General features: G+C 67.2%; 19 protein-coding genes. 10 read left to right on the forward strand and 9 right to left on the reverse strand.

Translation table 11 applies throughout. The annotated features are described in order from the left end of the window. Positions 1 to 37: 37 nt before the first annotated feature. The 3 genes from OKA11_RS21035 to OKA11_RS21045 form a co-directional block, all read right to left on the reverse strand. A complete protein-coding gene (locus OKA11_RS21035; RefSeq protein ID WP_267223940.1) occupies positions 38 to 2599 on the reverse strand; it encodes a mechanosensitive ion channel family protein in 2562 nt (853 codons plus the stop codon). Between the two features lie 90 nt (positions 2600 to 2689). Continuing rightward, positions 2690 to 3217 (reverse strand): META domain-containing protein, encoded by a 528-nt coding sequence (locus tag OKA11_RS21040; protein WP_267223942.1) that lies wholly within the window; start codon positions 3215 to 3217, stop codon positions 2690 to 2692. Beyond that, entirely contained in the window at positions 3214 to 3468 is a 255-nt protein-coding gene (locus OKA11_RS21045) for a hypothetical protein (protein WP_267223945.1), read from the reverse strand. The genes OKA11_RS21040 and OKA11_RS21045 overlap by 4 nt, the downstream gene beginning before the upstream one ends. Before the next feature lie 75 nt (positions 3469 to 3543). On the opposite strand from OKA11_RS21045, the gene OKA11_RS21050 reads away from it, so the two are divergent. Then, positions 3544 to 4650: a TauD/TfdA family dioxygenase gene (locus OKA11_RS21050; protein WP_267223947.1), complete on the forward strand. Its 1107-nt coding sequence runs from the start codon at positions 3544 to 3546 to the stop codon at positions 4648 to 4650. Between the two features lie 93 nt (positions 4651 to 4743). Here the strand turns inward: OKA11_RS21050 and OKA11_RS21055 are convergent, their stop codons facing one another. Both OKA11_RS21055 and OKA11_RS21060 read right to left on the reverse strand, forming a co-directional pair. Continuing rightward, positions 4744 to 5421 (reverse strand): cysteine hydrolase, encoded by a 678-nt coding sequence (locus tag OKA11_RS21055; protein WP_267223949.1) that lies wholly within the window; start codon positions 5419 to 5421, stop codon positions 4744 to 4746. Then, positions 5421 to 6251 carry an oxidoreductase gene (locus tag OKA11_RS21060; protein ID WP_267223951.1) on the reverse strand — a complete coding sequence of 277 codons (831 nt, stop codon included), beginning with the start codon at positions 6249 to 6251 and terminating at the stop codon, positions 5421 to 5423. Before OKA11_RS21060 ends, OKA11_RS21055 begins: the two co-directional genes overlap by 1 nt. A 219-nt stretch (positions 6252 to 6470) precedes the next feature. Here OKA11_RS21060 and OKA11_RS21065 point away from each other — a divergent pair, with 219 nt between their 5' ends. The 6 genes from OKA11_RS21065 to OKA11_RS21090 all read left to right on the forward strand — a co-directional run bounded on the left by OKA11_RS21065 (position 6471) and on the right by OKA11_RS21090 (position 14402). After that, on the forward strand, positions 6471 to 7409 hold the full coding sequence (locus tag OKA11_RS21065; protein ID WP_267223953.1) for a ribokinase: 939 nt from the start codon (positions 6471 to 6473) through the stop codon (positions 7407 to 7409). Positions 7410 to 7449: 40 nt separating this feature from the next. Then, positions 7450 to 8574: an LLM class flavin-dependent oxidoreductase gene (locus tag OKA11_RS21070; protein ID WP_267223955.1), complete on the forward strand. Its 1125-nt coding sequence runs from the start codon at positions 7450 to 7452 to the stop codon at positions 8572 to 8574. Between the two features lie 4 nt (positions 8575 to 8578). Continuing rightward, a complete protein-coding gene (locus OKA11_RS21075) occupies positions 8579 to 9247 on the forward strand; it encodes a cysteine hydrolase family protein (RefSeq protein ID WP_267223957.1) in 669 nt (222 codons plus the stop codon). Between the two features lie 36 nt (positions 9248 to 9283). Continuing rightward, positions 9284 to 10522, forward strand: coding sequence for an MFS transporter (locus OKA11_RS21080; RefSeq protein ID WP_267223960.1), 1239 nt, complete (start codon positions 9284 to 9286; stop codon positions 10520 to 10522). 28 nt (positions 10523 to 10550) lie between these two features. After that, the gene (locus OKA11_RS21085; RefSeq protein WP_267223977.1) at positions 10551 to 11936 is read left to right on the forward strand and encodes a zinc-binding metallopeptidase family protein; all 1386 of its coding nucleotides are present in this window, start codon (positions 10551 to 10553) and stop codon (positions 11934 to 11936) included. A 123-nt stretch (positions 11937 to 12059) separates the two neighbouring features. Further along, the gene (locus OKA11_RS21090; RefSeq protein ID WP_267223962.1) at positions 12060 to 14402 is read left to right on the forward strand and encodes an acetamidase/formamidase family protein; all 2343 of its coding nucleotides are present in this window, start codon (positions 12060 to 12062) and stop codon (positions 14400 to 14402) included. A gap of 30 nt (positions 14403 to 14432) precedes the next feature. On the opposite strand, the gene OKA11_RS21095 is transcribed toward OKA11_RS21090, so the two are convergent. The 4 genes from OKA11_RS21095 to gyrB all read right to left on the reverse strand — a co-directional run bounded on the left by OKA11_RS21095 (position 14433) and on the right by gyrB (position 21156). Next, positions 14433 to 14834, reverse strand: a complete 402-nt coding sequence (locus tag OKA11_RS21095) for a metallopeptidase family protein (RefSeq protein ID WP_267223964.1) — start codon at positions 14832 to 14834, stop codon at positions 14433 to 14435. A 5-nt stretch (positions 14835 to 14839) separates the two neighbouring features. Further along, positions 14840 to 16729: a M1 family metallopeptidase gene (locus tag OKA11_RS21100; protein ID WP_267223966.1), complete on the reverse strand. Its 1890-nt coding sequence runs from the start codon at positions 16727 to 16729 to the stop codon at positions 14840 to 14842. Positions 16730 to 16795: 66 nt separating this feature from the next. After that, on the reverse strand, positions 16796 to 18307 hold the full coding sequence (locus OKA11_RS21105) for a tetratricopeptide repeat protein (protein ID WP_267223968.1): 1512 nt from the start codon (positions 18305 to 18307) through the stop codon (positions 16796 to 16798). 293 nt (positions 18308 to 18600) lie between these two features. Then, positions 18601 to 21156 (reverse strand): DNA topoisomerase (ATP-hydrolyzing) subunit B, encoded by a 2556-nt coding sequence (gyrB, locus tag OKA11_RS21110; RefSeq protein WP_267223970.1) that lies wholly within the window; start codon positions 21154 to 21156, stop codon positions 18601 to 18603. 196 nt (positions 21157 to 21352) lie between these two features. Between gyrB and OKA11_RS21115 the strand changes: the two genes are divergently transcribed. The 3 genes from OKA11_RS21115 to OKA11_RS21125 form a co-directional block, all read left to right on the forward strand. Further along, positions 21353 to 21490, forward strand: coding sequence for a hypothetical protein (locus tag OKA11_RS21115; protein ID WP_267223971.1), 138 nt, complete (start codon positions 21353 to 21355; stop codon positions 21488 to 21490). A gap of 161 nt (positions 21491 to 21651) precedes the next feature. Continuing rightward, the gene (gene guaA / locus OKA11_RS21120; RefSeq protein ID WP_267223974.1) at positions 21652 to 23235 is read left to right on the forward strand and encodes a glutamine-hydrolyzing GMP synthase; all 1584 of its coding nucleotides are present in this window, start codon (positions 21652 to 21654) and stop codon (positions 23233 to 23235) included. A 318-nt stretch (positions 23236 to 23553) separates the two neighbouring features. Continuing rightward, positions 23554 to 23705 (forward strand): Arm DNA-binding domain-containing protein (locus OKA11_RS21125; RefSeq protein ID WP_267223979.1); only part of this gene is annotated, 152 nt, incomplete at its 3' end.

The raw sequence follows: 23705 nt of genomic DNA on the forward strand, positions 1-23705 counted from the left end.
GGCGAGGAGGCAGGGAGGCGAGGATCGGGGCGGCCGTTCAGGCCTCCCCGTTGCCGCCGTTGCCCCCGTTGCCGCCACTGCCGCCCGTGTCGGCGTGCAGGCGCACTTCCATTTGCGGGAAGGGGATCTCGATGCCCTCCTCGGCAAAACGGCGGGCGATCTCGAAGCGGATCTTCGAGGCAACCCCCACGCCGTCGGTCGCGTCGTGGATGAAGACGAGCAGGCGCATGTTGACGGAACTGTCGGCAAAGGCGTCGAGCGTGACGTTGGGCTCGGGCCAGGCCAGCACGCCGTCCTGCGCCTTGCCGATCGCGATCAGCACCTCGCGCACGTGTTCGAGGTCGCTGCCGTAGGCGACGCCGACCGGCACCACCACGCGGGCAAGCCGCTCGCCCAGGCTGAGGTTCTTCACGCTGCCGGTGATCAGCTGCGAGTTCGGGATGATGATCTGGTGGCGGTCGAAGCTCTCGAGGTGGGTCGAGCGGACCGAGACCTTGCGCACGATGCCCGATAACGTGCCCACCTCGATCCAGTCCCCCTCGCGGATCGGGCGTTCGACCAGCAGGATCATGCCGCTGGTGAAGTTCTCGACCGTCGATTGCAGGCCGAAGCCGAGCCCGACCGACAGCGCGGTGGCAATGAAGGCGAGGCTGGTGAGGTCGAGACCGGTGCTGGAGATGGCGATGGCCGCCGAAGCGACGATGCCGACATACCCGATCATCGTCACGATCGAGGCCTGCGAGCCGCGGTCGATCTCGAACTGGGGCAGGATCGTCAGGTTGATGATCCGCTGGATCCACTTGGTGGCGATGTAGCCGGCCAGAAACACGAAGGCGAACGTCAGCAGGTCGCCCGCCGAGATGTTGACGTTGCCGAAGCTGACGCCGGTGCGCAGCATGACGATGGCATCGCCGATCTCGCGGCTGTTGTAGCCCCAGGTCACCGCCAGCAGCGGCACCGCGCCCAGCGTCAGCACGATCCCGGCCAGCATCGGCACGAAGTGGATGCTGGTGCGGTAGTGCTTGAGCCCCCCTTCGGCCAGCAGGCCGACGATCAGGGCGACCAGGCGGTGGAGATAGATGGCGACGGCGATCACCGCCACCGAGACGACGAGGTCCGAGAAGATCTCGCGTGCCAGCACGATGTAGCCGATCAGCGCGGCGCCGGTGCTGCCGATGGCGAGCAGCTTGAGGATGCGGCTGAAGGGGGCCGCGAATTCGAGCTGGTCGGGCTTGGCGCGGCCGTGCTGGGGAAGCGACGGCGCGGCCTTGGCGCCATCGTCCTCGCGCCCCTTGTCGATCAGCGTGGCGAGGCGCCAGACGAACAGGCTGCCGCCGACCAGCAACAGGGCCGAGGCAAGGTCGATCGCGCCGATGGTCATGTAGCCGTCGTCCTCGATGCCTTCGAGCACGGCGACGAGTGCAAGGAAGACGCCGATCACGCGCACCGTGGAGACCGCCTTGCCCACCACTTCGGGACGCAGGCGCACCAGCCGCAATTCGGGGAACGGCGATTGCAGGGTGCTCTTGGCGAGGAGCTGCGCCATCGCCACCATCAGCGCGGCGACCAGCAGCAGCATGCTGAGCGTGAGCAGCACTTCGGTGCCGAGGAACGGGCGCATCAGCACGGCAAAGGCGGCCACCGAGCAGCCGATCGCAAAGAACAGCAGCAGCGCGGCCACGAAGTCCTCGACGACGATGAGCACCAGCCGCCGCGCCGCCTGGCGGGCGGCGACCCGCCGTTTCACGAAGAGGCGGTGGAGCGTTTGCAGCAGGCGGATCGAGGCGTAGGGGCCCAGCAGGACCAGCCCGGCCACGGCCAGCAGCCGCAGCGCGAAACCGCCGGCGCCGTCCTGCGCGATGCCCGCCGTGCCGCTGTGCGCGGCGATGTCGAGGCCGCGGCGGACATCGCCCGCGACCGCGATCCAGGCGCGCGGATCGAGCGCGGAGCGGGTCCGTTCGGAGCGGCGGCCGCGTTCGATGCCGGCGATCCGCTCGTCCAGTTCGGAGACCAGCGTGGTGGCCCGGGCCTGGGCCTCGCGCGCATCGAGCACGGGGGAGAGCACCACCGAAAGCCGGGCGTCGAGCGCCTTGCGGCGGGCGGTGATGGCCGAAGGCTCGCTCTTGCCCTCGGCGGGAACCTCGCCCAGCGCGGCCATCTGCGCCTGGATGATGCGCGCTTCCAGGTTGCTGCGGTCGGCGATCGTGCGGGCAAGATCGCGGTCGGCGGCAAGGCGGTCGCGCAGCTTGTTGAGGCCGTGGACACGCTCGTAGTCGTAGCTGCCGGAAGGCGTGCGCAGCACGGCCTGGGCTTCGGCGGCATCGGCGTTGAAGCGGGCGAGGGTGGCGGGATCGACTTGCGCGGCGCGGGCCGGCGTCAGCCGGTCGGGCGGCAAGTCTGCAGCCTGGCCCGTGGCAGGATCGGTGGCAGGATCCGCCGAAGGGGCCTTGGTAGCCTGCTCGGCGGGTTTTTCGGGCGCCAGCAGGCCGATGCCGGGCAGGTGCGGCGCGGCGGCCCGCACCGCGCTGCCGCCGGCAAGCAACCAGAAAGCCAACAGGATGGGGAGCAGGGCGCCATGGCGGCGGCAGAAGGCGATCATCGCTCTGTCTTGCCGCTGCCGGGCCTGTCGCTCAACCGCAAAATCGCCGGAGCGCCGCCGGAGCGCCGCCGGTGCGGCGCCTGCATGCGATCAGCGCGGCGCGAATTCGAAGATGCCGCCGTCCATCTTGAGCGCCAGGAACAGATGTCCCTCCTTCAGGGTGTAGCTGGTGACGTCGGCAAGCCGGGCGGCGAGCATCGGGCCGATGTCGGGCTGGGGGCAGAACGCGCGGGTGGTCATGCCCGGGCCGATTGCGAGCTGGCCGGATCGGCCCTCGGCACCGGGCACCGCGCGCCATGTCGCCCGTCCGCGATTGCAGTCGAGCTGCATCGCGATCATGCCGTCGCTGCCGAAATCGAGCGTGTAGTCGCGGCCTTCGCCGGGTTTTGTGGTGCCCTGGCTGTCATCCATCGACTGGAAGGCGACGAGCCGCCAGCTGCTGCCCGCCAGTTCGGCGGCGCCTGGCGCAGGCGCGGGCACGGCAGCAGGCTCGGCGCGGCGCGCGGGGCTGGTGCAACCGGCCGAGGCGAGCATGGCGGCAAGCGCGATGGCGATGGGGGCGGAAGCGCCCCAGGATCCGGCATTGCCGCGCATGAAAATCGTCTTGATAGATCTCATGTGAACTCCGGCGCAAAAAGAGGTCCCGATGGCGCCGATACTATCGGCAATTCGGCGTGGAGGGCCAGTACAATCGGGTTTTTCTTCTGTTCGCGGTGGTCTTTTCGAAAAAACACCGGCGCGCTTTGCTTGGGCTTGGGCTTGGGCTTGGGCTTGGGCTTGGGCTTGGGCTTGGGCTTGGGCTCGGGCTCGGGCTCAGGATTGGGGGCGGGCTGGCGGTACGGTACGTCGCGCGGAAAACTTTCGGACATGGGGCGACAAGTCGCCCCGCCGATCGCGGCCTAGACAGGGGCATCGAAGAATGCTGCGCAAAAGGACCCGATAGCATGGCCAGTTCCGCCTCCCCCTCGGCCCCCACGACTGCCGAGGCATTCCCGCCCGTCACCACCGCTGCCGCCTGGCGCGGGGACCGGCTCGCCGGGAGCGACGAGTGGATCTACATGCTCTCGGACGAACAGGTCGCCGAACTGGAGACGCTGGGCACCCGCTTCCTGGCCGAGAACCCGGACCTGCGCACCGTCGCGGCCGAGGAGTATCCGCTGGTCGCCTGCGCCGAGGCGGTGAAGGAATGGGGCGCCGACGTTGATTACGGGCGCGGTTTCGTGCTGGTGCGCGGCCTGCGCACGCAGCTCTATTCGGACGCGCTGTCGAACGCGATCTACTACATCCTCGGCCTGCACATGGGCGATCCGATCCGCCAGAACGAGATGGGCGACCTGATCGACCACGTCTACGCCACCAGCGACAAGACCATGGACGATCCCACCGCGCTGTCCTCCAAGGTGCGCGACAAGCTGGTCTACCACTCGGACAGCTCGGACATCGTGGCGCTGATGTGCCTGCGCCCGGCCAAGGAGGGCGGGCTCTCGTGCCTCGTCTCGGGCGCGGAGATCTACAACGAGATCCTGCGCCGCCGCCCCGATCTGGCGCCGCTGCTGCTGGAGCCGTTCCACTGGGACTGGCGCCGGCAGGATCACAATGCCCCGGCCGATACCTATACCTCGCCGATCGTCAGCCTCGTGGACGGGGTGTTCTCGATGTACGCGGGCTCGCTCTATATCCTCACCGCGCAGGAATACGAGGGCGTGCCCAAGCTCAGCCCCGAGCAGATCGAGGTGCTCGAACTCTTCGACACGATCACGTACGAGGAGGGCATGGCCATCGAGATGGATTTCCGCCCCGGCGACATCCAGTGGCTGTCAAACTACGCCGCGCTGCACGCCCGCACCACCTTCTGGGACTGGCCGGAGCCGCAGCGCAAGCGCCACCTGCTGCGCCTCTGGCTGAGCCGCGATGCCGGCCGTCCGGTGGTCGACGGCTTCGGCAAGAACGGCGTCGTGCAGGTCCGCCAGGCCCCGCGCGACGGGCAGGAAGAGCATCCCGACGCGCATTTCGACGTGTTCTCGGTCTCGGTGCCGCGCCTGATGAGCTGAGGGGTGGGGGCTAAAACGGCTCCCTAAGAGACAAAACACCCCGTCGTCACAGCCTTCGTGGGGCGACGGGGTGTTTTGGTTACGGGATCGGACCTAAACGGTCACGGCTTCCGAGAGCATTTCCAGCACCTCAGCCGAACCGCGCACATCGGCGAAGTTCAGCCGCAGGTTCATCAGCGCGGCATTGTGCTCCTCGTCCGTCGCTGCCGCGCAGGCGTCGCTGACGACGATCACTTTCCAGCTGCGCATGTTCGCCTCGCGCGCGGTGGATTCCACGCAGACATTGGTGAGCGTGCCGGTCAGCAGCAGTGTCTCCACGGGCAGATTCCGCAGTGCCTTTTCCAGTGCCTGCTTTGGACAGGAAAAGGCACTGTAGCGGTACTTGTCGAGCACCAGATCCCCGGTCGCGCGCGCCATCGCCGGGTCGAGGTCGTGCGAAGCTTCCCCTTGCCGCAGCGCCGCGATGGCACGCGCCACGAACGGATCGGAGCGGTCGTACTGCCAGAGCGGCATGGCCAGCGGCGGTTCGTCGCTGGTGGTTTGCCGCATCCAGATCACCGTGCCGCCCGCCTGCCGCATCGCTGCGGCAAGGGCGTTGCACGGCGCAATGGCGTCACGGGCATGGGCATTGCCGAAGACTTCGCCCTCGCCCACGAATGCGGCCTGCATGTCGATCACCACCAGCGCAGTGCGGAGGGGATCGAGCGAGGGGAAGTCGTTGTACCCCCGTCCCCGCTCGACCGCCCAGTCCGGCAGCTCGGTCCTGTGCATCAGGCCGGTTCGAAGGCGGTGGAGAGCGACAGCGCCTCCCACGCGCGCATCTGTTCGCCCACGAAGGCCAGTTGATCGCCCGCGTAATGCAGCGCGTCCTCGCCGAGGAAGAGGTGCAGCGGCGGCTCGGCGGCATCGAGCGCGGTGAGGATCGCGGCGGCGCCGCGCGCGGGATCGCCCTTTTCCTTGCCCGCGCCTTCGGTGAGGCTGCGGCGGGCGAAGTGGGCGCCGTCCTCGTAATCGGCGATGTCGGCTTCCGCGATCTTCAGGCCTGCGGCGGCAAACCCGGTGCGGAAGCCACCGGGCGCGACATTGGTGACGCGGATGTTCATCGGCGCCACTTCCTGCGCCAGCGTCTGGCCGATGCACTCCATCGCGTATTTGCTGGCGCCGTAGAGCGCGGTGCCCGCCCAGGGCGCATGACCGCTGACCGAGGTGATGTTGACGACATGCCCGGCGCGGCGCGCGCGCATATAAGGCAGCAGTGCGCGCAGCATGCGCAGCGGGGCGAACAGGTTGACGTCGAACAGCGCCTTGGCTTCCTCGATCGAGACTTCCTCGATTGCGCCGATCAGGCCGTAGCCGGCATTGTTGACCAGCCGGTCGATGCCGCCGGTGATCTCTTCCGCCCGGTCGACGGCGGCCTTGACCGAGGCTTCGTCGGTAAGGTCGACGCAGAGCGCATGGGCGCGGCCGGGGGCGAGCGCCTCGAACTGCGGATCGCGTGCCTTGCGGGTGGTGCCGACGACGGTGTCTCCGCGCGCGAGCGCGGCTTCGGCCAGCGCGCGGCCAAGGCCGCCGCCGATGCCGGTGATGAGCCAGGTGGTCATAATTCGCGTGTCTCCCGAAAGGCCAAAGCGTAAAGTATGCGGCAAAGGTAGATCGCACGCGCGCGAAGTCTCTTGGCGCTGGACCCCGCAATTATTGTGCGGGGACGCATGAGGCCAGCACAGGCTTGACCCCGCCCGACGCGCCATGCTGCACCCGATGTTGCACTTGCAGAAGCTGGTCCCGGAAAGGGGCCGTTACAGAATAGCGGAGCGGCACACTTGGCAGTTCACATCGTCGGTTCGATCAACCTCGATATCATCACCTCGCTCGATCATCTGCCGCTGCCGGGCGAGACGGTCATGGCCAAGGCCACGGCGCGGCTGCCGGGCGGAAAGGGCGCCAACCAGGCGGTCGCCGCCGCGCGGATGGGGGCGCAGACACGGATGGTCGGCGCCGTGGGCAACGACGATGCCGGGCGCTGGATGCGTGAGAGGCTGGCGCGCGACGGGATCGCGGTGTCCGGCGTCGTCGCACTGGAAGGGGTGGAGACGGGCACCGCCTATATCGCCGTCGATGCGGAAGGGGAGAACCAGATCGTCGTCGTCTCCGGCGCCAATGCACGGCTGACCCCGCCGGGGCCGGTGAACGAGGGCGTGCTGCTGGCCCAGCTGGAAGTGCCGGTGGGCGCGCTCTTGCCGGTGTTCCGCAATTCGAAGTGCATCCGCATCCTCAACGCCGCGCCTGCCGTGCTGGCGGCGGACGTTCTGCTCGATCATGTCGATGTGCTGGTGGTCAACCAGACCGAACTCGCCGCCTTTGCCTGCTGCGGTCCGGTCGATGCCTTGCCCGCCGTAGTGCGCGAGGCGCGCAGCCTGATCCGGCACGAGGATCAGGCGGTGGTCGTCACGCTCGGCGCGCGGGGCTCGGTGGCGGTGAAGAAGCACTGGGACATCCACGTCCCCGCGGTGCCGGTGATCCCGGTCGATACCGTCGGCGCGGGGGACAGTTTCTGCGGGGCGCTGGCCGCGCTGCTTGACGAGGGGCGCAGCCTTGCCGAAGCGCTGCCCTGGGCCAGCGCGGCAGCGGCGCTCTGCACATTGGGGCAAGGCGCGGCGCCGTCGATGCCGATGCGCGCGGCGGTGGCCGACCTGCTATCGGGGGCGGCAACAGAACATGCGCCGCCGATCAAGAACCGGGCGGGCGTTGCCCTAGGCTGATCCCAGGACAGCACCGAACAAGAATTTGCAGAGGACTGAGATGAACCCGCATCCGCTGACACCCTTTGGCCTTCCCTCCGACAATGGCGGCAAGGACCTTGGTCTGTTCCTGCCGGTCGCCAACGGCGGCTGGATCCTGTCGAAGAACAAGCCGGAGCTGGACGGCTCCTACGCCTACAACCGCCAGTGCGCGCTGCTGGCCGAGCAGGCGGGCATGGACTTCATCATGTCGATGTCGAAGTTCCGCGGCTATGGCGGCGAGACCCGGCACTGGGATTCCTCGCTCGATCCGATCGTGCTGATGGCGGCGCTGTCCGAAGTGACGAAGAAGACCCGCATCGTCACCACGCTGCACACGCTGCTGCAGAACCCGGCGGTGGCCGCCAAGATGCTGGCGACGCTGCAGCAGGTGAGCGGCGGCCGTGCCGGCCTCAATGTCGTGACCGGTTCCTACAAGGGCGAGTTCGCGCAGATGGGCGCCTGGCCCGAGGACGTGAATCACGACCAGCGCTACGACCTCGCCTACGAATGGGTGCGCGCGGTGAAGGCGCTGTGGAGCGACGAATCCGTTACCATGCACGGCGACTACGTGACGCTGGACGATTGCGAATCCTGGCCCAAGCCGGAGAGCCGCCCGTTCCTCGTCTGCGCCGGATCGTCCGAGATCGGCATGCGCCTGACGTCCGAGGAAATGGACGCGATCTTCCTTTCGGGCGGCACCGGGGCCGAACTTGCGAAGAACAGCGACCGCGCCAAGGCCATCGCGGCCGAATATGGCCGCAACATCCGCACCTATTCGATGATGACGCTGGTGATCGGCGAGAGCGACGATGCCGCGAAGGCGACCGCGCAGCACTATGCCGACGGCCTCGACGAAGGCGCGCTGGCGGGCATGATGCGCGCCTATGGTTTCCTGGACGCCGAGATCGGCAAGGAGAACGACTTCACCCGCAAGGCACGCTCCTCGTTCATGTCGGCCCAGATCGTCGGCAGCGCGAGGAGCGTGACCGATCAGGTCGGCGACCTGCTCGAAGCCTCCGGCACCGACGGGCTGATGCTGATCTTCGACGATTACATCAAGAGCCTGCCGATCTTCGGCGCGGAGATCCTGCCGGCCCTGCGCGCGCGCTTCCCGGACAAGGTTGCCGCCGCGGTGGAGGGCTGAGCCGATGCCGCTGCGCGCCGAGGATCTGCCGCACGTCGATGCCGCCGCGCTGGCAGGCATGATCGATCCCGCGACGACCGCGCTGGTGGTGGTCGACATCCAGGTCGATTTTGCCGCGCCGCACGGGCTGCTCGGGCGCTACGGGGTCGATCTCTCGCCCGCCGCAGCGGCGATCGACAAGTGCGAGAGGCTGGTGGCGGCGGCGCGCGGCGCCGGGGCCACGGTGGCGCTGATGCGCGTCGTCACCCGCCCCGAAACCGACTCGCGCGCGCTCAAGACCCTGATGGTCCGGCGGGGGCAGCCGGGGGGCGAGGCGATCTGCCGCGTCGCGGACGGCGGCGCCGATTACTACCGGATCTTCCCGGAGGCGGGCGATATCGAGATCGCCAAGCTGCTCTACGACAGCTTCCATGGCACCGATTTCGACGCGCAATTGCGCGCCCGCGGCATCCGGACGCTGGTGATCTGCGGCCTCTCCACCGATTGCTGCGTGGACCAGACGGCACGTTCCGCCTTCCATCACGATTACGACGTGTTTGTCGTCTCCGACGCCAGCGCCGCCTACGAGCCGGGGCTGCACGAAAGCGCGCTCTCGGCGATGGAGAAGAACTGCGTGCTGCTGACCAGGACCGATGCGGTCGTGCAGGCCTGGCCCACCGGCGAAAGCGCCTGATCCGATAGTTCCCCCCCCCAACAGGAGTTGCCGCCCATGACCGTGACCACTCCCCCGCGCGGATCTAAAGGCGGCGTGCTGTTTGCCTGCACGCTGGGCAATTCGGTGAGCGTGACGCCGGCCGTCCATGCCGTCTTCGGGCTGTTCCTGGTGCCGCTGACCGAGGCGTTCGGCTGGAACCGTGCGAGTGTTTCGGGCGTGCTGGGCATTCTCGCGCTGGTCGGCGCGGTGACTTATCCGCTGATCGGCCGCTATGTGGACAAGGCCGGGGCGCGAAAGACGCTGCTGGTCGGCATTTTCGGGCTGGCGCTTTCGATCGCGGCGCTGGCGCTCAACGGCGGCAGCCTGCTGCAGTTCTATGCGACCTTCACCGTGCTGGCGGTGTTCGGGGCGATGGCGGGCACGCCGATCTTCCAGAAAGTGATCGCCGACTGGTTCGACGAGAATCGCGGCACCGCCCTTGGCATCAGTGCCGGGGGCGGTTGCGGCATCGGCTCGGTGGTGCTGCCGGTGCTGGCCGCGGTGCTGGTGCAGGCATGGGGCTGGCGCGCGGGATACCTGGGCATCAGTGCCTTCATGCTGGTGATTGCGCTGCCGCTGCTGGTTCTGCTGCTGCGCGATCGGGCCTGCGTTGCGGGCGGGCAAGCGGCGGCCGAGCGCGAGGGCATGACCTTGGGTGAAGCGGCGCAGACGCCGATGTTCTGGCTGGTGCTGATCGCGCTGGCGGCAGGGGCGGGCGGCACCACGGCGGTATTCAGCCATGTCGTGCCGATCCTCTCCGACCGGGGCTTTTCGGTGACGACCGGCACTGCGGTGGTCAGTGTCTTCGCGCTTGTCACGTCCGGCTGGCAGATCGCCACGGGCCGCATCATGGACGCGATCCAGACCCCGCGCGTGGCGGTGCCGATGTACCTGATGGCGGTGGCCGGCCTCGTGCTGCTGGAAACCGCGCAGGGGACGCCGCTGCTGCTTGTCGGCGGGGCGCTGCTCGGCATCGGGCTTGGCGGCCAGTTCGGGGCGCTGCCCTATTTCATTGCCCGCTACTTCGGCACGCGGCATTTCGGATCGGTGATCGGCGCCATGTATTCGGCGGTGATCGCCGCGCAGGGAACGACGCCGATCCTGCTCGACCTGGTGTTCGACGCGCGCCACTCCTATCGCCCGGCGCTGGTCGGTGTGGGGGCAGCGCTGCTGGCAGGCGCGCTGCTGCTGATGCTGCTGCCGCGCTATGGCCGCGAGGCGGAGGGTGACGCGCTCTTCGTCTCCGGCCACTGATTTTCAACGGAGCCCGACTTTGGCCGACATGCCCGATCCCGCCCCCGCTTTCGCAGATCCTGCCAAGGCGCCCTACGCCGTCAGCGAGGAAGAACGCGCTGCCATCGCCGCGGCCATCGACACCGACGAGCTGGTCGAACTGGCGCTGGAACTGGGCAACATCCCCAGCCGCTCGCGCGAGGAACTGGCGGCGGCCGAGTTCGTCCACGACTGGATGGCGAAGGAAGGCTTCAACCCGCGCAAGGTCGGCGCGACGCCCGAGCGCCCCAATGTGATCGGCGAATATGGCGGGACCGGACGCGGCGCCAACCTGCTGCTGACCGCGCACCTCGATACCGAAAGCCCCAGCGGCATGCGCGAGCATGACAGGTTCCGCTACCGCGAATCGACGCTGGCCGATCCCGAATGGACCCAGTGCTGGCTGGACGAGGAAGGCCGCCTGCGCGGCTATCCGATCAGCAACGATCGCGGGCCGATGTCGTGCTTCCTGATCGCCGCCAAGGCGCTGCGCAAGGCCGGCATCGGGCTTTCCGGCAAGTGCTGGCTCACCGCCTGCCCCGGCGAGATCGGGCCCGAACCGATCGAGGAATTTTCCGGCATTGGCTGGAACGGCAAGGACATCGGCGCGCATTACCTGTTCCACCACGGCGGCGTCGCGCCCGACTATGCGATCGCGGCCGAGGGCACCGATTTCGGCCTGACCTGGCAGGGCTGCGGCTATGCGCTCTACCGGGTGCGGATCTTCGGGCAGGGGGTGTTCTCCCCGATCCTCGATGCCCCCGCCGATCCGCTGCGCCACCCGAATCCGATCTACCGGCTCGGTGCGGTGATCGATGCGCTCCACGCCTGGGGACAGCAGTTCGAGCGCGATTCGATCATGGAGACCGCCAGCGGGGCGATTCATCCCAAGGTCCAGATCGCCTCGGTACGCGGCGGCATGCCGATCGATTTCGGCGCGGGAACCGAGGTCTGCGCGCTCTACATCGACGTCTCGCTGAACCCGCGCCAGAAGGCGGCGGACGCCTATCACGGCATCATGGAGGCCATGCGCGGGGTGGACGTGGAAGGCTTCGACGTCGAGCCGGTGGTGGTGCGCCACGGGTTCGAGGCGCGGCCTAGCGAAGTCGCCCCGCTGGCCGGCGCGGTCGATGCCGCCACCCGGCTGGCGCGCGGCGCGGGGGTGGAGCCGGCGCACCCGGTCTATTCCAGCATGTGGCGCGATCACAACGTGTTCAACATGCACCGCGTGCCGGCCATCACCACCGGCATGCCGCGCTGGCGGCCGACGGGCGCCGACATGGCCTCCAGCGCGCTCGTCTACGCCCTGACGATGCTTGCCGTCTGCGGCCGGGGCGAGGCGCCGGTCGAACAGGCAGGAACCAGTGTCTACGGCAACGAGAGGCCTTTCGACTAAGATATACGACACCCTTGCCGAGTGGCCGGAGCCTCGATAGACCTCCCGCCATAAGGTCGCCAAACTATCCAATTGGACGCCCATCAGGGAAGGGTGCCACCGATCTGTCAGGGTGGTTCTCGCTTGCGCATAACGACGAATGTCTACCCCAAGGAGCAACGCCGCGACGCCTGGCGCTTCGCGCTCAAGCGCCTGTCGCTCACGCTCGACGAGGCGGATGAGGCCACGCTCTATGGCGAGCTGATCCACTTCCGCTCCAGCACCCATATCGACTTCATCCGCGTCACCGGCACCGCCCAGTCCTGGACCATCGACTTCCGCGACCAGCCGACCACCTACTGGGTGGCGATGATCCTCGACGGCAGCGCGACGATGCGCGATTCCGAGCAGGAACTGCGTCTGGCCGATGGCGACATGATCTGCGGGCGCGGCGATTCGCCCGTCCACCTCGCCTTCGCGGGCGACAACCGCAGCCTGATCGTGCAAGTGCCGCACAGCGAACTCAGCCAGCGCCTGAAGACCCCGATCAGCGGCGCCCCGCGCAAGATCGCCACCGATACCGGAACCGCGCGCATCTTTGCGGGCATGTTGCGCTCGCTGGCCGACACGATCACCGACATCACCACCGACCAGGCCCGCCCGGTCGAGCTGGCCTTCCCCGAATTCCTCGTCACCAGCCTGCTCGACAATGCGCCCGCCAAGGCGCTGGGCGGAGCGGCGGGCATGCGCGCGGCGCTGCTGGAGCGGATCTTCCAGACCATCGAGATCCGCCTGTCCGACCCCGACCTCAATTACCAGCAGGTCGCCGCCGAGCACGGCATCTCGCCCCGCTACCTCCAGAAGCTGTTCGAATCGATCGACGACAGCTTCGGCCATTACGTGAAAGTGCGGCGCCTCGAACGCTGCCGGCTCGACCTGCGCAGCCCGCTCCACGTGCAGAAGTCGATTTCCGACATCCTGTTCGAATGGGGCTTCAACGACAGCGCCTCGTTCAGCCGCGCCTTCCGCGAGCAGTACGGCATTTCTCCGCGCGAATACCGCAAGGCGCCGCCGCAGGAGCAGGCGGCGGTCGAACTGCTGCGCCGGGGCCGTCCCGCCCGCAAGGAGCGCGCCAGGGCCGAAGAGGCCGCCGAAGTCGAGGAAGTGCTCGACGAGCAACTGGACGAGCAGGCGGCCGACGATGCCCCGCAGGTCCCCGCCTACATGGGCGATACCGGCGCCTCGCGGCACCATCACCTGCCCGCCACGCCCGAGACGATCCACTGGGGCTATCTCAGCAAGGACCTGAAACCGGCGCTGCGCGTGCGTTCGGGCGATTTCGTGACGATCGAGGCGCTGACCCACCACGCCAACGACGATCCCGAGCGCATGGTCGAAGGCGATCCCGGGGTGGAAAGCGTCTACCACTGGGACCACGGCGGCAAGACGGTCGAGCGGCGCGGTGCCGGGCCGATGGACGCCAGCGCCTTCGGGCGCGGGCCGGGCGAGGGGTTCGGCGTGCACATCTGCACCGGGCCGATCCATGTCGAAGGCGCGATGCCGGGCGATCTCGTCGAAGTGCGCATCCTCGACCTCAAGCCCCGCCCCAGCGGCAATCCCCGCTTTGCCGGCAAGAGCTTCGGCTCCAACGCGGCGACCTACTGGGGTTTCCACTACAACGACCTGCTGACCGAGCCGAAGAACCGCGAGGTCGTGACGATCTACGAGGTCGAAGCGGCGGGCGGGCGGCTGCCCAAGGCCCACGCGGTCTATTCCTACCGCTGGACGCCGCAGGTCGATCCCTCGGGTGTGACCCACGCGCGCTACGACTATCCGGGCGTGCCGGTGAACCCGGAAAGCATCGAGCGCAACTACGACATCCTGCAGAACGTCGAGATCCCGATCCGCCCGCACTTCGGGGTGATCGCGGTGGCGCCCAGCCATAACGGGCTGGTCGATTCGGTGCCGCCTGCCAGTTTCGGGGGCAATCTCGACAACTGGCGCACCGGCCCCGGCGCGCGGGTGTTCCTGCCGGTGCAGGTGCCTGGCGCGCTGCTCTCGCTGGGCGATCCCCACGCCTCGCAGGGGGACAGCGAGCTATGCGGCACCGCCATCGAATGTTCGATGACCGGGCTGATCCAGATCGTCCACCACAAGGGCGCGGGCGTGATGGAGCAGTTGAAGGATGTCGATTACCCGCTGATCGAGACCGAGACCGAGTGGGTGATCATGGGCTTCTCGCACCCCGATTACCTCAAGGAACTCGGGCCCGACGCGCAGAGCGAGGTCTACAAGCAGAGCTCGATCGACGGCGCCATGCGCGATGCCTTCCGCAAGGCGCGGCGTTTCCTGATGACCGCCAAGCAACTGACCGAGGACGAGGCGATCTCACTGCTATCGGTCGGCGTGGACTTCGGCGTGTCGCAGATCGTCAACGGCAACTACGGCGTCCATGCGGTGATCCGCAAGGCGCTGTTCACCAGCTGACCCGTCCTCCCGGTTTCCGGGGAGGTCGGGTCAATCCGCGTCGTCTTCCAGCGCGTGCATGTCATCGTCCGACAGGCCGAAGTGGTGGCCGACCTCATGCACCACCACGTGGGTCACAAGGTCTTCCAGCGTCACGTCGGTCTCGCACCACTCGGCCAGCAGGGGCTGGCGGTAGAGCGTGATGCGCGGGCGGAATTCGCCCGAGGACCAGACCGATTCCTCGTCCATCGGGCGGCCGTGGTAAAGCCCGGTCAGGCCCCAGGCATCGTCGATGCCCAGAGCCTGCAGCGTTTCCTCGTCGGCGAACTCCTCGACGTGGACGGTGATCCCGTCGAGGTGCTGCGCAAAGGGTTCGGGAATCCGCGCGAAGGCGGCATGGGCGAGGGCCTCGAACACGGCCGGGCCGGGGGCATTGCCGAAGCGCTGAATCATGCGGGTCACTCCTGCCCGGCGACGATCCGCTCGATCCCGGCGGCGGTCGAGGGGTGGTAGGTGGGCCTGGCCTCGGCGAAGAAGTCCCGCGCCTTGGGCTGGCCCCAGTCGCCCTGCTTCATCAGCCCCTTGTAGAGCGGATAGACCAGCAGCCCGCGGCCGATGCGCGAGAGATAGCCGCGCAGGTACGGCACCGCCGGGTCGTAGTGGTTGGCGATGGCCAGTTCGAACCAGGCCGACTGGATATAGGCATTGCCCGAAGCCGAGAGGCCCAGCGTCTCGTCCAGTTCCTTGAGGCGGGCGGGCGTCTGCTGGCGGTCGATGCCGTTGAGGAAGCGCAGCCATTCCTGCGTGGTCCAGCCGGTCGGCTGCACGGCGCTGGCCGGGCCGCCGGCGTTGAAGGCGGCCAGCCTGGTATCGACTTTGGCCAGCGTGGCGCTGTGCACGCGCACGGCATTGCCGGGCAGGCCGGCGCCATAGGCCCAGCGGTCGAGCTGGAGCTTGAGTTCGAGTTCCGGCTGGCCCTTCAGCAGCCGTTCGCGCAAGTCGGCAAGGAAGCCGGCCGTGGTCTGCGGCTGGAAGGCATGACGGTCGAAGTAGGAGGTGAGATAGGCGTCCCACTTTGCGCGACCCACTGTATATTCGATCATGCGCAGGAAGTTGGACCCCTTGGTGTAGTCCACCTCGCCCGCGCCCGGTTCGCCGTTGAGGCGGGTGGCAGCGCCGGTCTGGCCGCCGGCCGCGGCGATCTCGCGTTGCATCACGTCCCAGTCGAGATCGGCGTAAGTCGCGGCCTGCTCCTTGCCGTAGAGCGATTCCATGATGCGGTTTTCGAAGTAGGTGGTGAAGCCTTCGTTCAGCCACGAATCCGACCAGGTGGCATTGGTGACGAGGTTGCCCGACCACGAGTGCGCCAGTTCCTGCGCGACGACATCGGTGTTCGAGCGGTCGCCGGTGACGATGGTCGGCGTCAGGAAGGTCAGCATCGGGTTTTCCATGCCGCCATAGGGGAAGGCAGGCGGCAGCACGAGCATGTCGTAGCGGCCCCAGCGATAGGGGCCGTAGAGCTTGCTGGCGGCGTCGATCATCTTCTCGACATCGACGAATTCCTTCGCCGCCTTGTCCAGCATCGGTGCCTCGGTCCAGACGCCCGAGCGGGGGCCGAGCGGCTTGAACCTGAGGTCGCCCACCGCAAAGGCGATGAGGTAGGGCGGCACCGGCTTGTCCATGCGGAAGCGGAACTGGCGGCGGCCGTCGGGCAGGGCCTCGCCCTTGTCGCCGGAGAGCTTCTCGGCGCTCATCACCGCGACCATGTCGCCGGGCACCCGCAGGGTGGCTTCCCAGGTCTGGCGGATGCCGGGGCTGTCCTGTGTGGGCACCCACGAACGGTTGAGGATCGCCTGGCCCTGGCTGAACAGGAAGGGCTTCTTCTTGCCGAAGGTCATTTCCGGAGGCAGCCACTGCAGCGCGGTGGCGCCGGGCTTCGAGCGGTAGGTGATCGTGATCCGGTTCGCGCCCGCAAGCGCGACGGTGAGCGCCGAGCCGATGTCGGCACTGGCGGTGTCCTTGGCGCCGAGCGTCCACTTCAGCGCCTTGCCCGAGGCATCGGTGACGGCCGAGATGTCCATGTCGTTGACGTCGAGCACGACCTGCGTGGCGCCCGGTGCTGCGAGGATGTCGAGCACGGCCGAGCCGTATAGCGTCTTGCTGGCGAAATCGACGTCGAGGTCGAGCGCCACGTGGGTCACGCGGGCGACTTGCGGCTCGGCGTGGGTCCAGACGTCCCGCGCTTCGGGCGTGGTCAGGATCGGTGCGGGAATGGTCTGCGCCGCGGCGGGCGAGATGGCGAGCGAAGCGGAGCCGGCAAGCAGCGCGGCGGCAAGGAGAATGCGCATGGGCGCGGTTTATGGCCGCGCCCGTGACGGCATGCAAGTTGGCATGCACGCTGGCATGAGGGCGGACTAAAGCGTGGCGGGGAGCACGTCGAACTTGCGCGTGCCGCCGGCGCGCGCGATCGCCGCCTGCACGTCCGCGCGGGCGCGCAGGGCGGTGAGGCCGGCGTCGAACAGGCCGGGGGGAACGCCTGCGGGAAGCGGGCGATATTCGCTCAGCTGGCCGAGGGCATCGACCTGCCGGTCAGGATCGCCGAGCCGGGCGATCATCGAGGCGGCGGCATCGTCGAACCGGCCCATGCACATCTGCATGTCGGTAAGCGCCTCGGGGTGATCCTCGGGATGGGCCTGGGCATAGGCGAGGTCGGTGGCCGCCAGATCGTCGAGTGCCAGCGCCTGCGCGGCGCAGGCATGGGCGAGGCGCATTTCCATCACCCCGTAAGGACTGGCGGCTGCCCCTGCCTGCTGCGCGAAGGGGGCAAGCAGGGCCAGCGCCTCCCTGGGATGGCCGAAGCGGACGTGAAGATAGGCCAGGTTGATCGTCTGGCTGACATTGGGACGGCCTTTTTCGCCGCCGGCGATGGCCGTGCGGTAGGCCTCCACCGCCTCGCCATAGCGACCGAGCTGCTCGTAGGTCCGCGCAAGCCCGTCCCACCACCAGTTGACGCGTTCGTCCCGGTCGGAAAACTGCTTGGCCAGCACGCCGTCGGGTCGCGCCGCCTGCAATGTGGCGAGCGCCTTGTCGGCCTGGCCGAGCACGCGCTGCGTGGCGGCGAGGTCGATCGGCAGGGCAAGGCGGCCGGGGCGGGCGATGCTGCGCTGTTCGAGGTCGGCGGCCTGCCGCTCGTAGGCGGCGCGCAAGTCGAAGTCGGCGGGCAGGTAGCTGCGCAAGTGCGGATCGAGACTGGCTTGCCGCAGCAGGTCCGCCTCGCGGATCGCGGCGACCTGGGCCGCTGCGCTTTCCTTGTCGCCTTCCCTGGCCAGCAGACGGGCCAGCGGCAGGCGCAGCCTGGCGAAGCCGGCATCGTTGATCGCGGGGGGGAATGCAGGGGCGGTGGCAAGCACCAGCAGGCGGCGATAGGCCGGATCGTCCTGGCGGTCGTCCAGCCGGTTGACCAGCGCAAAGATCCAGTCGTCAGGGATCGAGCCGAAGGCGCTGGGGGCCTGCTTCTGGATCATCTCCAGCGTGGTGACGGCATCGCCGTCCCGCTTGCTGTCGAGTTCGACCGCATAGCGCAGCCGCCAGGCGATGTCGGCAGCGCCGGGCAGCGCGGTGAGCATGCGGGCATGGCCGAGCGCGGCGTCGAGCTTGTTCGCCTGGCCTTCGCAGATCGTCGCCGAGAGCAGGATCGGGCCTTGCAGCAAGGGTTCCAGCGTGCCGAAATCCTTGCGTGCGACCAGCGGTGAGATGATCTTGAGGGCGCCGTCGCAGTCATTGCCGTTCATCGAGGATTGCAGGCGCGGCATCGCCTTGGCAGCGGCGCGGGAAATGTCCTGCCGGGCCTCAGCCTGGGCCGCGAGGCCCGCGGATGCGAGTGCGAGCGCAGCAGCGAGTGCCCGGGCGGGCTTGGCGTTGATCATCGTAATCCCCTTGTCGGGCCGACATGCTAGGGGGGGATCGGCGGCCTGTCAGCCCACCCCGTCATGAAAAGCGCAGTTATTCCTGCCGTTAAGCCACTATAGATGGATCTTCGCGGTTCGGTCCGCAGCGGTCAGAACGCCAGCCACCGGCTATCGGCTACTGGCCACCGGCGCGGCGCACGGCTGGCGCCGTCGCGCTTGCGGGATATGCAGGCTCAGGGGCCTGGCGATCGGCGCCGCGCGCCAGGCCGTTCCCCCTCCTGCACCGGTCCGGCAAGAGGGGGAGGCTGACCTTAGATGTCCAGGTTGGCGACGTTGAGCGCGTTGTCCTGGATGAACTCCCGGCGCGGTTCGACGACGTCGCCCATCAGGCGGGTGAAGATCTCGTCGGTGACGTCGGCGTCCTCGACCTTGACCTGCAGCAGCGCGCGGTTTTCCGGATCCAGCGTGGTTTCCCAGAGCTGTTCCGCGTTCATTTCGCCCAGACCCTTGTAGCGCTGGATCGACAGGCCCTTGCGGCCCGCCGCCAGCACCGCGTCGAGCAGCTGGGCAGGGCGGGTGATGACGTCGGCGCCGACGATCGGACGGGTCGCTGCCTCGTCCTCGCCTTCGCCCGCTTCCACTTCGGCGGCGGCGCTGGCACGGGTGAGGCGGGCCGCCCCGGCATAGACGTCGGTATTCTCGGCCGCGAGGCGGGCGAGCTTGCGCGCCTCGGCGCTGGCGAGGAACGTGCCCTCGATCTTGTGATGGTCGGTCACGCCGCGCCACACGCGTTCGATCTCAAGGTTGCCTTCGTCGGTCAGGCGGGCGGACCAGCGGGCTTCGGGGTCGCCGCGATCGAGCCACTGCGCCGTGCGCTCCAGCGCAGCATTGCGGTCGGCGGTCGAGAGCTCGGGCGCGAACGCGCCGGACAGCGCCAGTGCCTCGATGATGGTGGGATCGAAGCGGCGGGGAACGAAGCCCATCAGGTTGCGGAAACGGATCGCGTGATCGACCAGCGCCTCGAGGTCGCTGCCCATGCGCGCACCGCCGGAGGTTTCCAGCACGCGGCCGGACAGCCCGGCCTCGACCAGATAGCGGTCGAGCGCGGCATTGTCCTTGAGGTAGACCTCGCTGCGGCCCTTGGCGACCTTGTAGAGCGGCGGCTGGGCGATGAAGAGGTGTCCGGCGCGGATGATTTCCGGCATCTGGCGATGGAAGAACGTCAGCAGCAGGGTGCGGATATGCGCGCCGTCGACGTCGGCGTCGGTCATGATCACGACCTTGTGGTAACGCAGCTTTTCCAGGTTGAAGTCGTCGCGGATGCCGGTGCCCATGGCCTGGATCAGCGTGCCGACTTCCTTGGACGAGATGATGCGGTCGAACCGCGCGCGCTCGACGTTGAGGATCTTGCCCTTCAGCGGCAGGATCGCCTGGGTCTTGCGGTCGCGCCCGGACTTGGCCGAGCCGCCTGCGGAATCACCCTCGACCAGGAACAGTTCGGACTTGGCGGGATCGCGTTCCTGGCAGTCGGCCAGCTTGCCGGGCAGCGAGGCAATGTCCATCGCCCCCTTGCGGCGGGTGAGTTCACGGGCGCGGCGCGCGGCTTCGCGGGCGGCGGCAGCGTCGATCACCTTCATGACGATGGTCTTGGCGATGGCGGGATTTTCCTCCAGCCAGTCGGTCATCTTCTCGCTCATCAGTGCTTCCAGCGGCTGGCGCACTTCGGAGCTGACCAGCTTGTCCTTGGTCTGCGAGGAGAACTTGGGATCGGGCAGCTTGACCGAGACGATCGCGGTCAGGCCTTCGCGCATGTCGTCGCCCGACAGCGAGACCTTTTCCTTCTTGAGCAGGCCCGAACGCTCGGCATAGCCGTTCAGCGTACGGGTCAGCGCGGCGCGGAACGCGGCGAGGTGGGTGCCGCCGTCACGCTGCGGGATGTTGTTGGTGAAGCACAGCACGTTCTCGTAGTAGGAATCGTTCCACTCGAGCGCGACTTCCATGCCGATGCCGTCCTTGTCCGCGGCAATGGCGATCGGTTCGGGCATCAGTGGCTGCTTGTTGCGGTCGAGGAACTGGACGAAGGCGCCGATGCCGCCTTCGTAATAGAGATCGTGTTCCTTGGTTTCTTCATGGCGCTTGTCGCGCAGCAGGATGCGCACGCCCGAGTTCAGGAACGCCAGTTCGCGGTAGCGGTGCTCCAGCTTGTCGAAATCGAACTCGGTGACGTTCTTGAACGTCTCGGTCGAGGCGAGGAAGGTCACCCGGGTGCCCTTCTTGAAGCCGTTGTCGTCCGGGTTCTGGTCCACCTTCGGCGCATCGCCGACGATCTTCAGCGGCGCCACGGCATCGCCGTTGGCGAACTTCATCCAGTGCTCCTTGCCGTCGCGCCAGATGGTCAGTTCCAGCCACTCGGACAGGGCGTTCACCACCGAGACGCCGACGCCGTGGAGGCCGCCCGACACCTTGTAGGCATTGTCGTCCGAGGTGTTCTCGAACTTGCCGCCGGCGTGGAGCTGGGTCATGATGACCTCGGCCGCCGAGACGCCTTCCTCCGGGTGGAGGCCGGTGGGAATGCCGCGGCCGTTGTCCTCGACCGAGACCGAGCCGTCCGGGTTGAGTTCGATCAGCACCAGGTCGCAGTGGCCTGCCAGCGCTTCGTCGATCGCGTTGTCCGACACTTCGAACACCATGTGGTGCAGGCCCGAACCGTCGTCGGTATCGCCGATGTACATGCCCGGGCGCTTGCGGACCGCGTCGAGGCCCTTGAGGACCTTGATCGAATCCGCGCCGTAGCTGTTCTGGTTCTTGCCGTTGTCGGTCCCGTTGCCGGGCACAGTGCCGTTCGTGCTGTCGTCGGTGCTAGCCATGGCGAGGATATAGGGTTTCGGGGCTGGAAACCCAAGCAGAACCGGCTTTGTGCACGGTCTTTTCCACAAGACTGGGGCAGGCTGCGCGTTCCGCGCGGCGAGGGCGCCGCCAGCGGCTTGCCGGCTTGCAAGAAAGGGCGGCTCCTTGCGGAGCCGCCCTTCGCCATTGGGGATTGCCCATGCCGGGAGGGAGAGCATGGACTTTCGCCGCAGCGCACACACCCTGCGCGACGCGGCGACACCGAATGCCGAAGGCGTTCGGGAGATGGCTTTTCCTGCAAACTTGGTATTTTTGGCTTATCGCTGGCCCGGCGGTCACGTCGCCTTGCCATGAATCGGAATTACACCACGTGGGAATTTTTGCAAACGACAAAGAAACAAAATTACGTGCAATTATTGCAACTGAGGTCTTCTGCAGTCCCGTTCTCGCGCTCGCGACCCTCAAAACCGCGCGCTCCACTGGACACCTGCAAAATGTGCCTATAGTGGCCGGCCATGACTGACCAGACTTCCTCAACGAATCCGGGGCAGGGCTCCGACTCCATCCTGATCGTCGATTTCGGCAGCCAGGTCACCCAGCTTATCGCCCGGCGCGTGCGCGAGGCGGGTGTCTACTCGGAAATCGCCCCCTTCAATGCCGCGAAGGAAGCCTTCGCCCGCATGAAGCCGGCCGGCGTGATCCTGTCCGGCTCGCCCGCTTCGGTGCTTGACGACAATGGCCCGCGCATTCCGGCGGAAATCCTCGAAAGCGGCCTGCCGATCCTGGGTATCTGCTATGGCCAGCAGTCGCTGATGCACCAGTTCGGCGGCGAGGTCCTGCTCGGCGATTCGGGCGAATTCGGCCGCGCCTTCATCGAGATCGGCGACGATTGCGCGCTGTTCGATGGCCTGTGGACCAAGGGCGAGCGCCATCAGGTGTGGATGAGCCACGGCGACAAGGTGACGCGCCTTGCCCCCGGCTTCCGCCCCGTCGCTTCCAGCGAAGGCGCGCCTTTTGCGGTCATCGCCAATGACGAGAAGCGCATCTACGCGATGCAGTTCCACCCCGAAGTCGTGCACACGCCCGATGGCGGCAAGCTGCTCAAGAACTTCGTGCGTCACGTCTGCGGCCTGGCCGGTGACTGGACGATGGCGGAGTTCCGCAAGACCAAGATCGAGGAAATCCGCGCCCAGGTCGGCGACAAGCGGGTGATCTGCGGCCTGTCGGGCGGCGTCGATTCGGCGGTTGCGGCGCTGCTCATCCATGAGGCGATCGGCGACCAGCTGACTTGCGTCTTCGTCGATGGCGGCATCCTGCGCATGGGTGAAGCCGAGCAGGTCGTCAGCCTGTTCCGCGGCCACTACAATATCCCGCTGGTCCACGTCGATGCCTCGACGCTGTTCCTCAACGGCCTGGCCGGCGTCACCGACCCCGAAGCCAAGCGCAAGTTCATCGGCAAGACCTTCATCGACGTTTTCGAGGACGAAGCGAAGAAGATCGGCGGCGCCGAGTTCCTGGCCCAGGGCACGCTCTACCCGGACGTGATCGAATCGGTCTCGTTCACCGGCGGTCCCTCGGTCACGATCAAGAGCCACCACAACGTCGGCGGCCTGCCCGAGCGCATGAACATGAAGCTCGTCGAGCCGCTGCGCGAACTGTTCAAGGACGAAGTGCGCGTGCTGGGTCGCGAACTCGGCCTGCCCGAGATCTTCGTGGGCCGCCACCCGTTCCCCGGGCCGGGCCTCGCCATCCGCATCCCCGGCGAAGTGACGCGCGAGCGCTGCGACATCCTGCGCAAGGCGGACGCGATCTACCTCGAGGAAATCCGCAATGCGGGCCTCTACGATGCGATCTGGCAGGCCTTCGCGGTGCTGCTGCCGGTGAAGACCGTGGGCGTGATGGGCGACGGCCGCACATACGACAGCGTCTGCGGCCTGCGCGCGGTGACGTCGACCGACGGCATGACGGCGGACATCTACCCCTTCGACGCCGCCTTCCTGTCGCGCGTTGCAACCCGCATCATCAATGAGGTGAAGGGCATCAATCGCGTGGTCTACGACTACACCTCGAAGCCGCCGGGCACGATCGAGTGGGAATAATTTTTGCCCCTCCGGGCGCATCCGAAATCACGCCATAATACGACATAAGCCAATGAAAATGCTGAAAAAATCTCTCTGAGGCTTTCGGCATCTATCGCCGGGTTAGCCTCCCGTTTGACGGTATGGCTGGCGGTATGGCGAGTCTTGTCTCAACCGAAAAACGCATATACCGTCAGGGGCAAGAGAGCTTCTGACGGTATATTTATTTGCTTAAATACTTGTAAATGCTGAATAAAACCATGTCAGTCGGCCCAATTTTGGCCTGACGGTATAATTGGGTGCTCTCCTGCATTTTTTTGACCGATCTGGAGGGTGCAGATGCTTACCGACGCTGCCATCAAAGCGCTGAAACCAAAAGATAAATTATACAAAATTGTGGATCGTGACGGTATGTACGTCGTGGTCCAACCTTCAGGTTCAATCGTGTTCCGCTTGGACTACCGGCTCAACGGCCGTCGGGAGACCTTGAC

This window comes from Novosphingobium clariflavum (assembly GCF_026420865.1).
Taxonomy (GTDB): domain Bacteria; phylum Pseudomonadota; class Alphaproteobacteria; order Sphingomonadales; family Sphingomonadaceae; genus Novosphingobium; species Novosphingobium clariflavum.

Coding starts and splice junctions, on each gene's coding strand:
- OKA11_RS21035 (WP_267223940.1), bottom strand. CDS start 2,599: ATGATCGCCTTCTGCCGCCGCCATGGCGCCCTGCTCCCCATCCTGTTG.
- OKA11_RS21040 (WP_267223942.1), bottom strand. CDS start 3,217: ATGAGATCTATCAAGACGATTTTCATGCGCGGCAATGCCGGATCCTGG.
- OKA11_RS21045 (WP_267223945.1), bottom strand. CDS start 3,468: ATGTCCGAAAGTTTTCCGCGCGACGTACCGTACCGCCAGCCCGCCCCC.
- OKA11_RS21050 (WP_267223947.1), top strand. CDS start 3,544: ATGGCCAGTTCCGCCTCCCCCTCGGCCCCCACGACTGCCGAGGCATTC.
- OKA11_RS21055 (WP_267223949.1), bottom strand. CDS start 5,421: ATGCACAGGACCGAGCTGCCGGACTGGGCGGTCGAGCGGGGACGGGGG.
- OKA11_RS21060 (WP_267223951.1), bottom strand. CDS start 6,251: ATGACCACCTGGCTCATCACCGGCATCGGCGGCGGCCTTGGCCGCGCG.
- OKA11_RS21070 (WP_267223955.1), top strand. CDS start 7,450: ATGAACCCGCATCCGCTGACACCCTTTGGCCTTCCCTCCGACAATGGC.
- OKA11_RS21075 (WP_267223957.1), top strand. CDS start 8,579: ATGCCGCTGCGCGCCGAGGATCTGCCGCACGTCGATGCCGCCGCGCTG.
- OKA11_RS21080 (WP_267223960.1), top strand. CDS start 9,284: ATGACCGTGACCACTCCCCCGCGCGGATCTAAAGGCGGCGTGCTGTTT.
- OKA11_RS21085 (WP_267223977.1), top strand. CDS start 10,551: ATGCCCGATCCCGCCCCCGCTTTCGCAGATCCTGCCAAGGCGCCCTAC.
- OKA11_RS21095 (WP_267223964.1), bottom strand. CDS start 14,834: ATGATTCAGCGCTTCGGCAATGCCCCCGGCCCGGCCGTGTTCGAGGCC.
- OKA11_RS21100 (WP_267223966.1), bottom strand. CDS start 16,729: ATGCGCATTCTCCTTGCCGCCGCGCTGCTTGCCGGCTCCGCTTCGCTC.
- OKA11_RS21105 (WP_267223968.1), bottom strand. CDS start 18,307: ATGATCAACGCCAAGCCCGCCCGGGCACTCGCTGCTGCGCTCGCACTC.
- gyrB (WP_267223970.1), bottom strand. CDS start 21,156: ATGGCTAGCACCGACGACAGCACGAACGGCACTGTGCCCGGCAACGGG.
- OKA11_RS21115 (WP_267223971.1), top strand. CDS start 21,353: ATGGACTTTCGCCGCAGCGCACACACCCTGCGCGACGCGGCGACACCG.
- guaA (WP_267223974.1), top strand. CDS start 21,652: ATGACTGACCAGACTTCCTCAACGAATCCGGGGCAGGGCTCCGACTCC.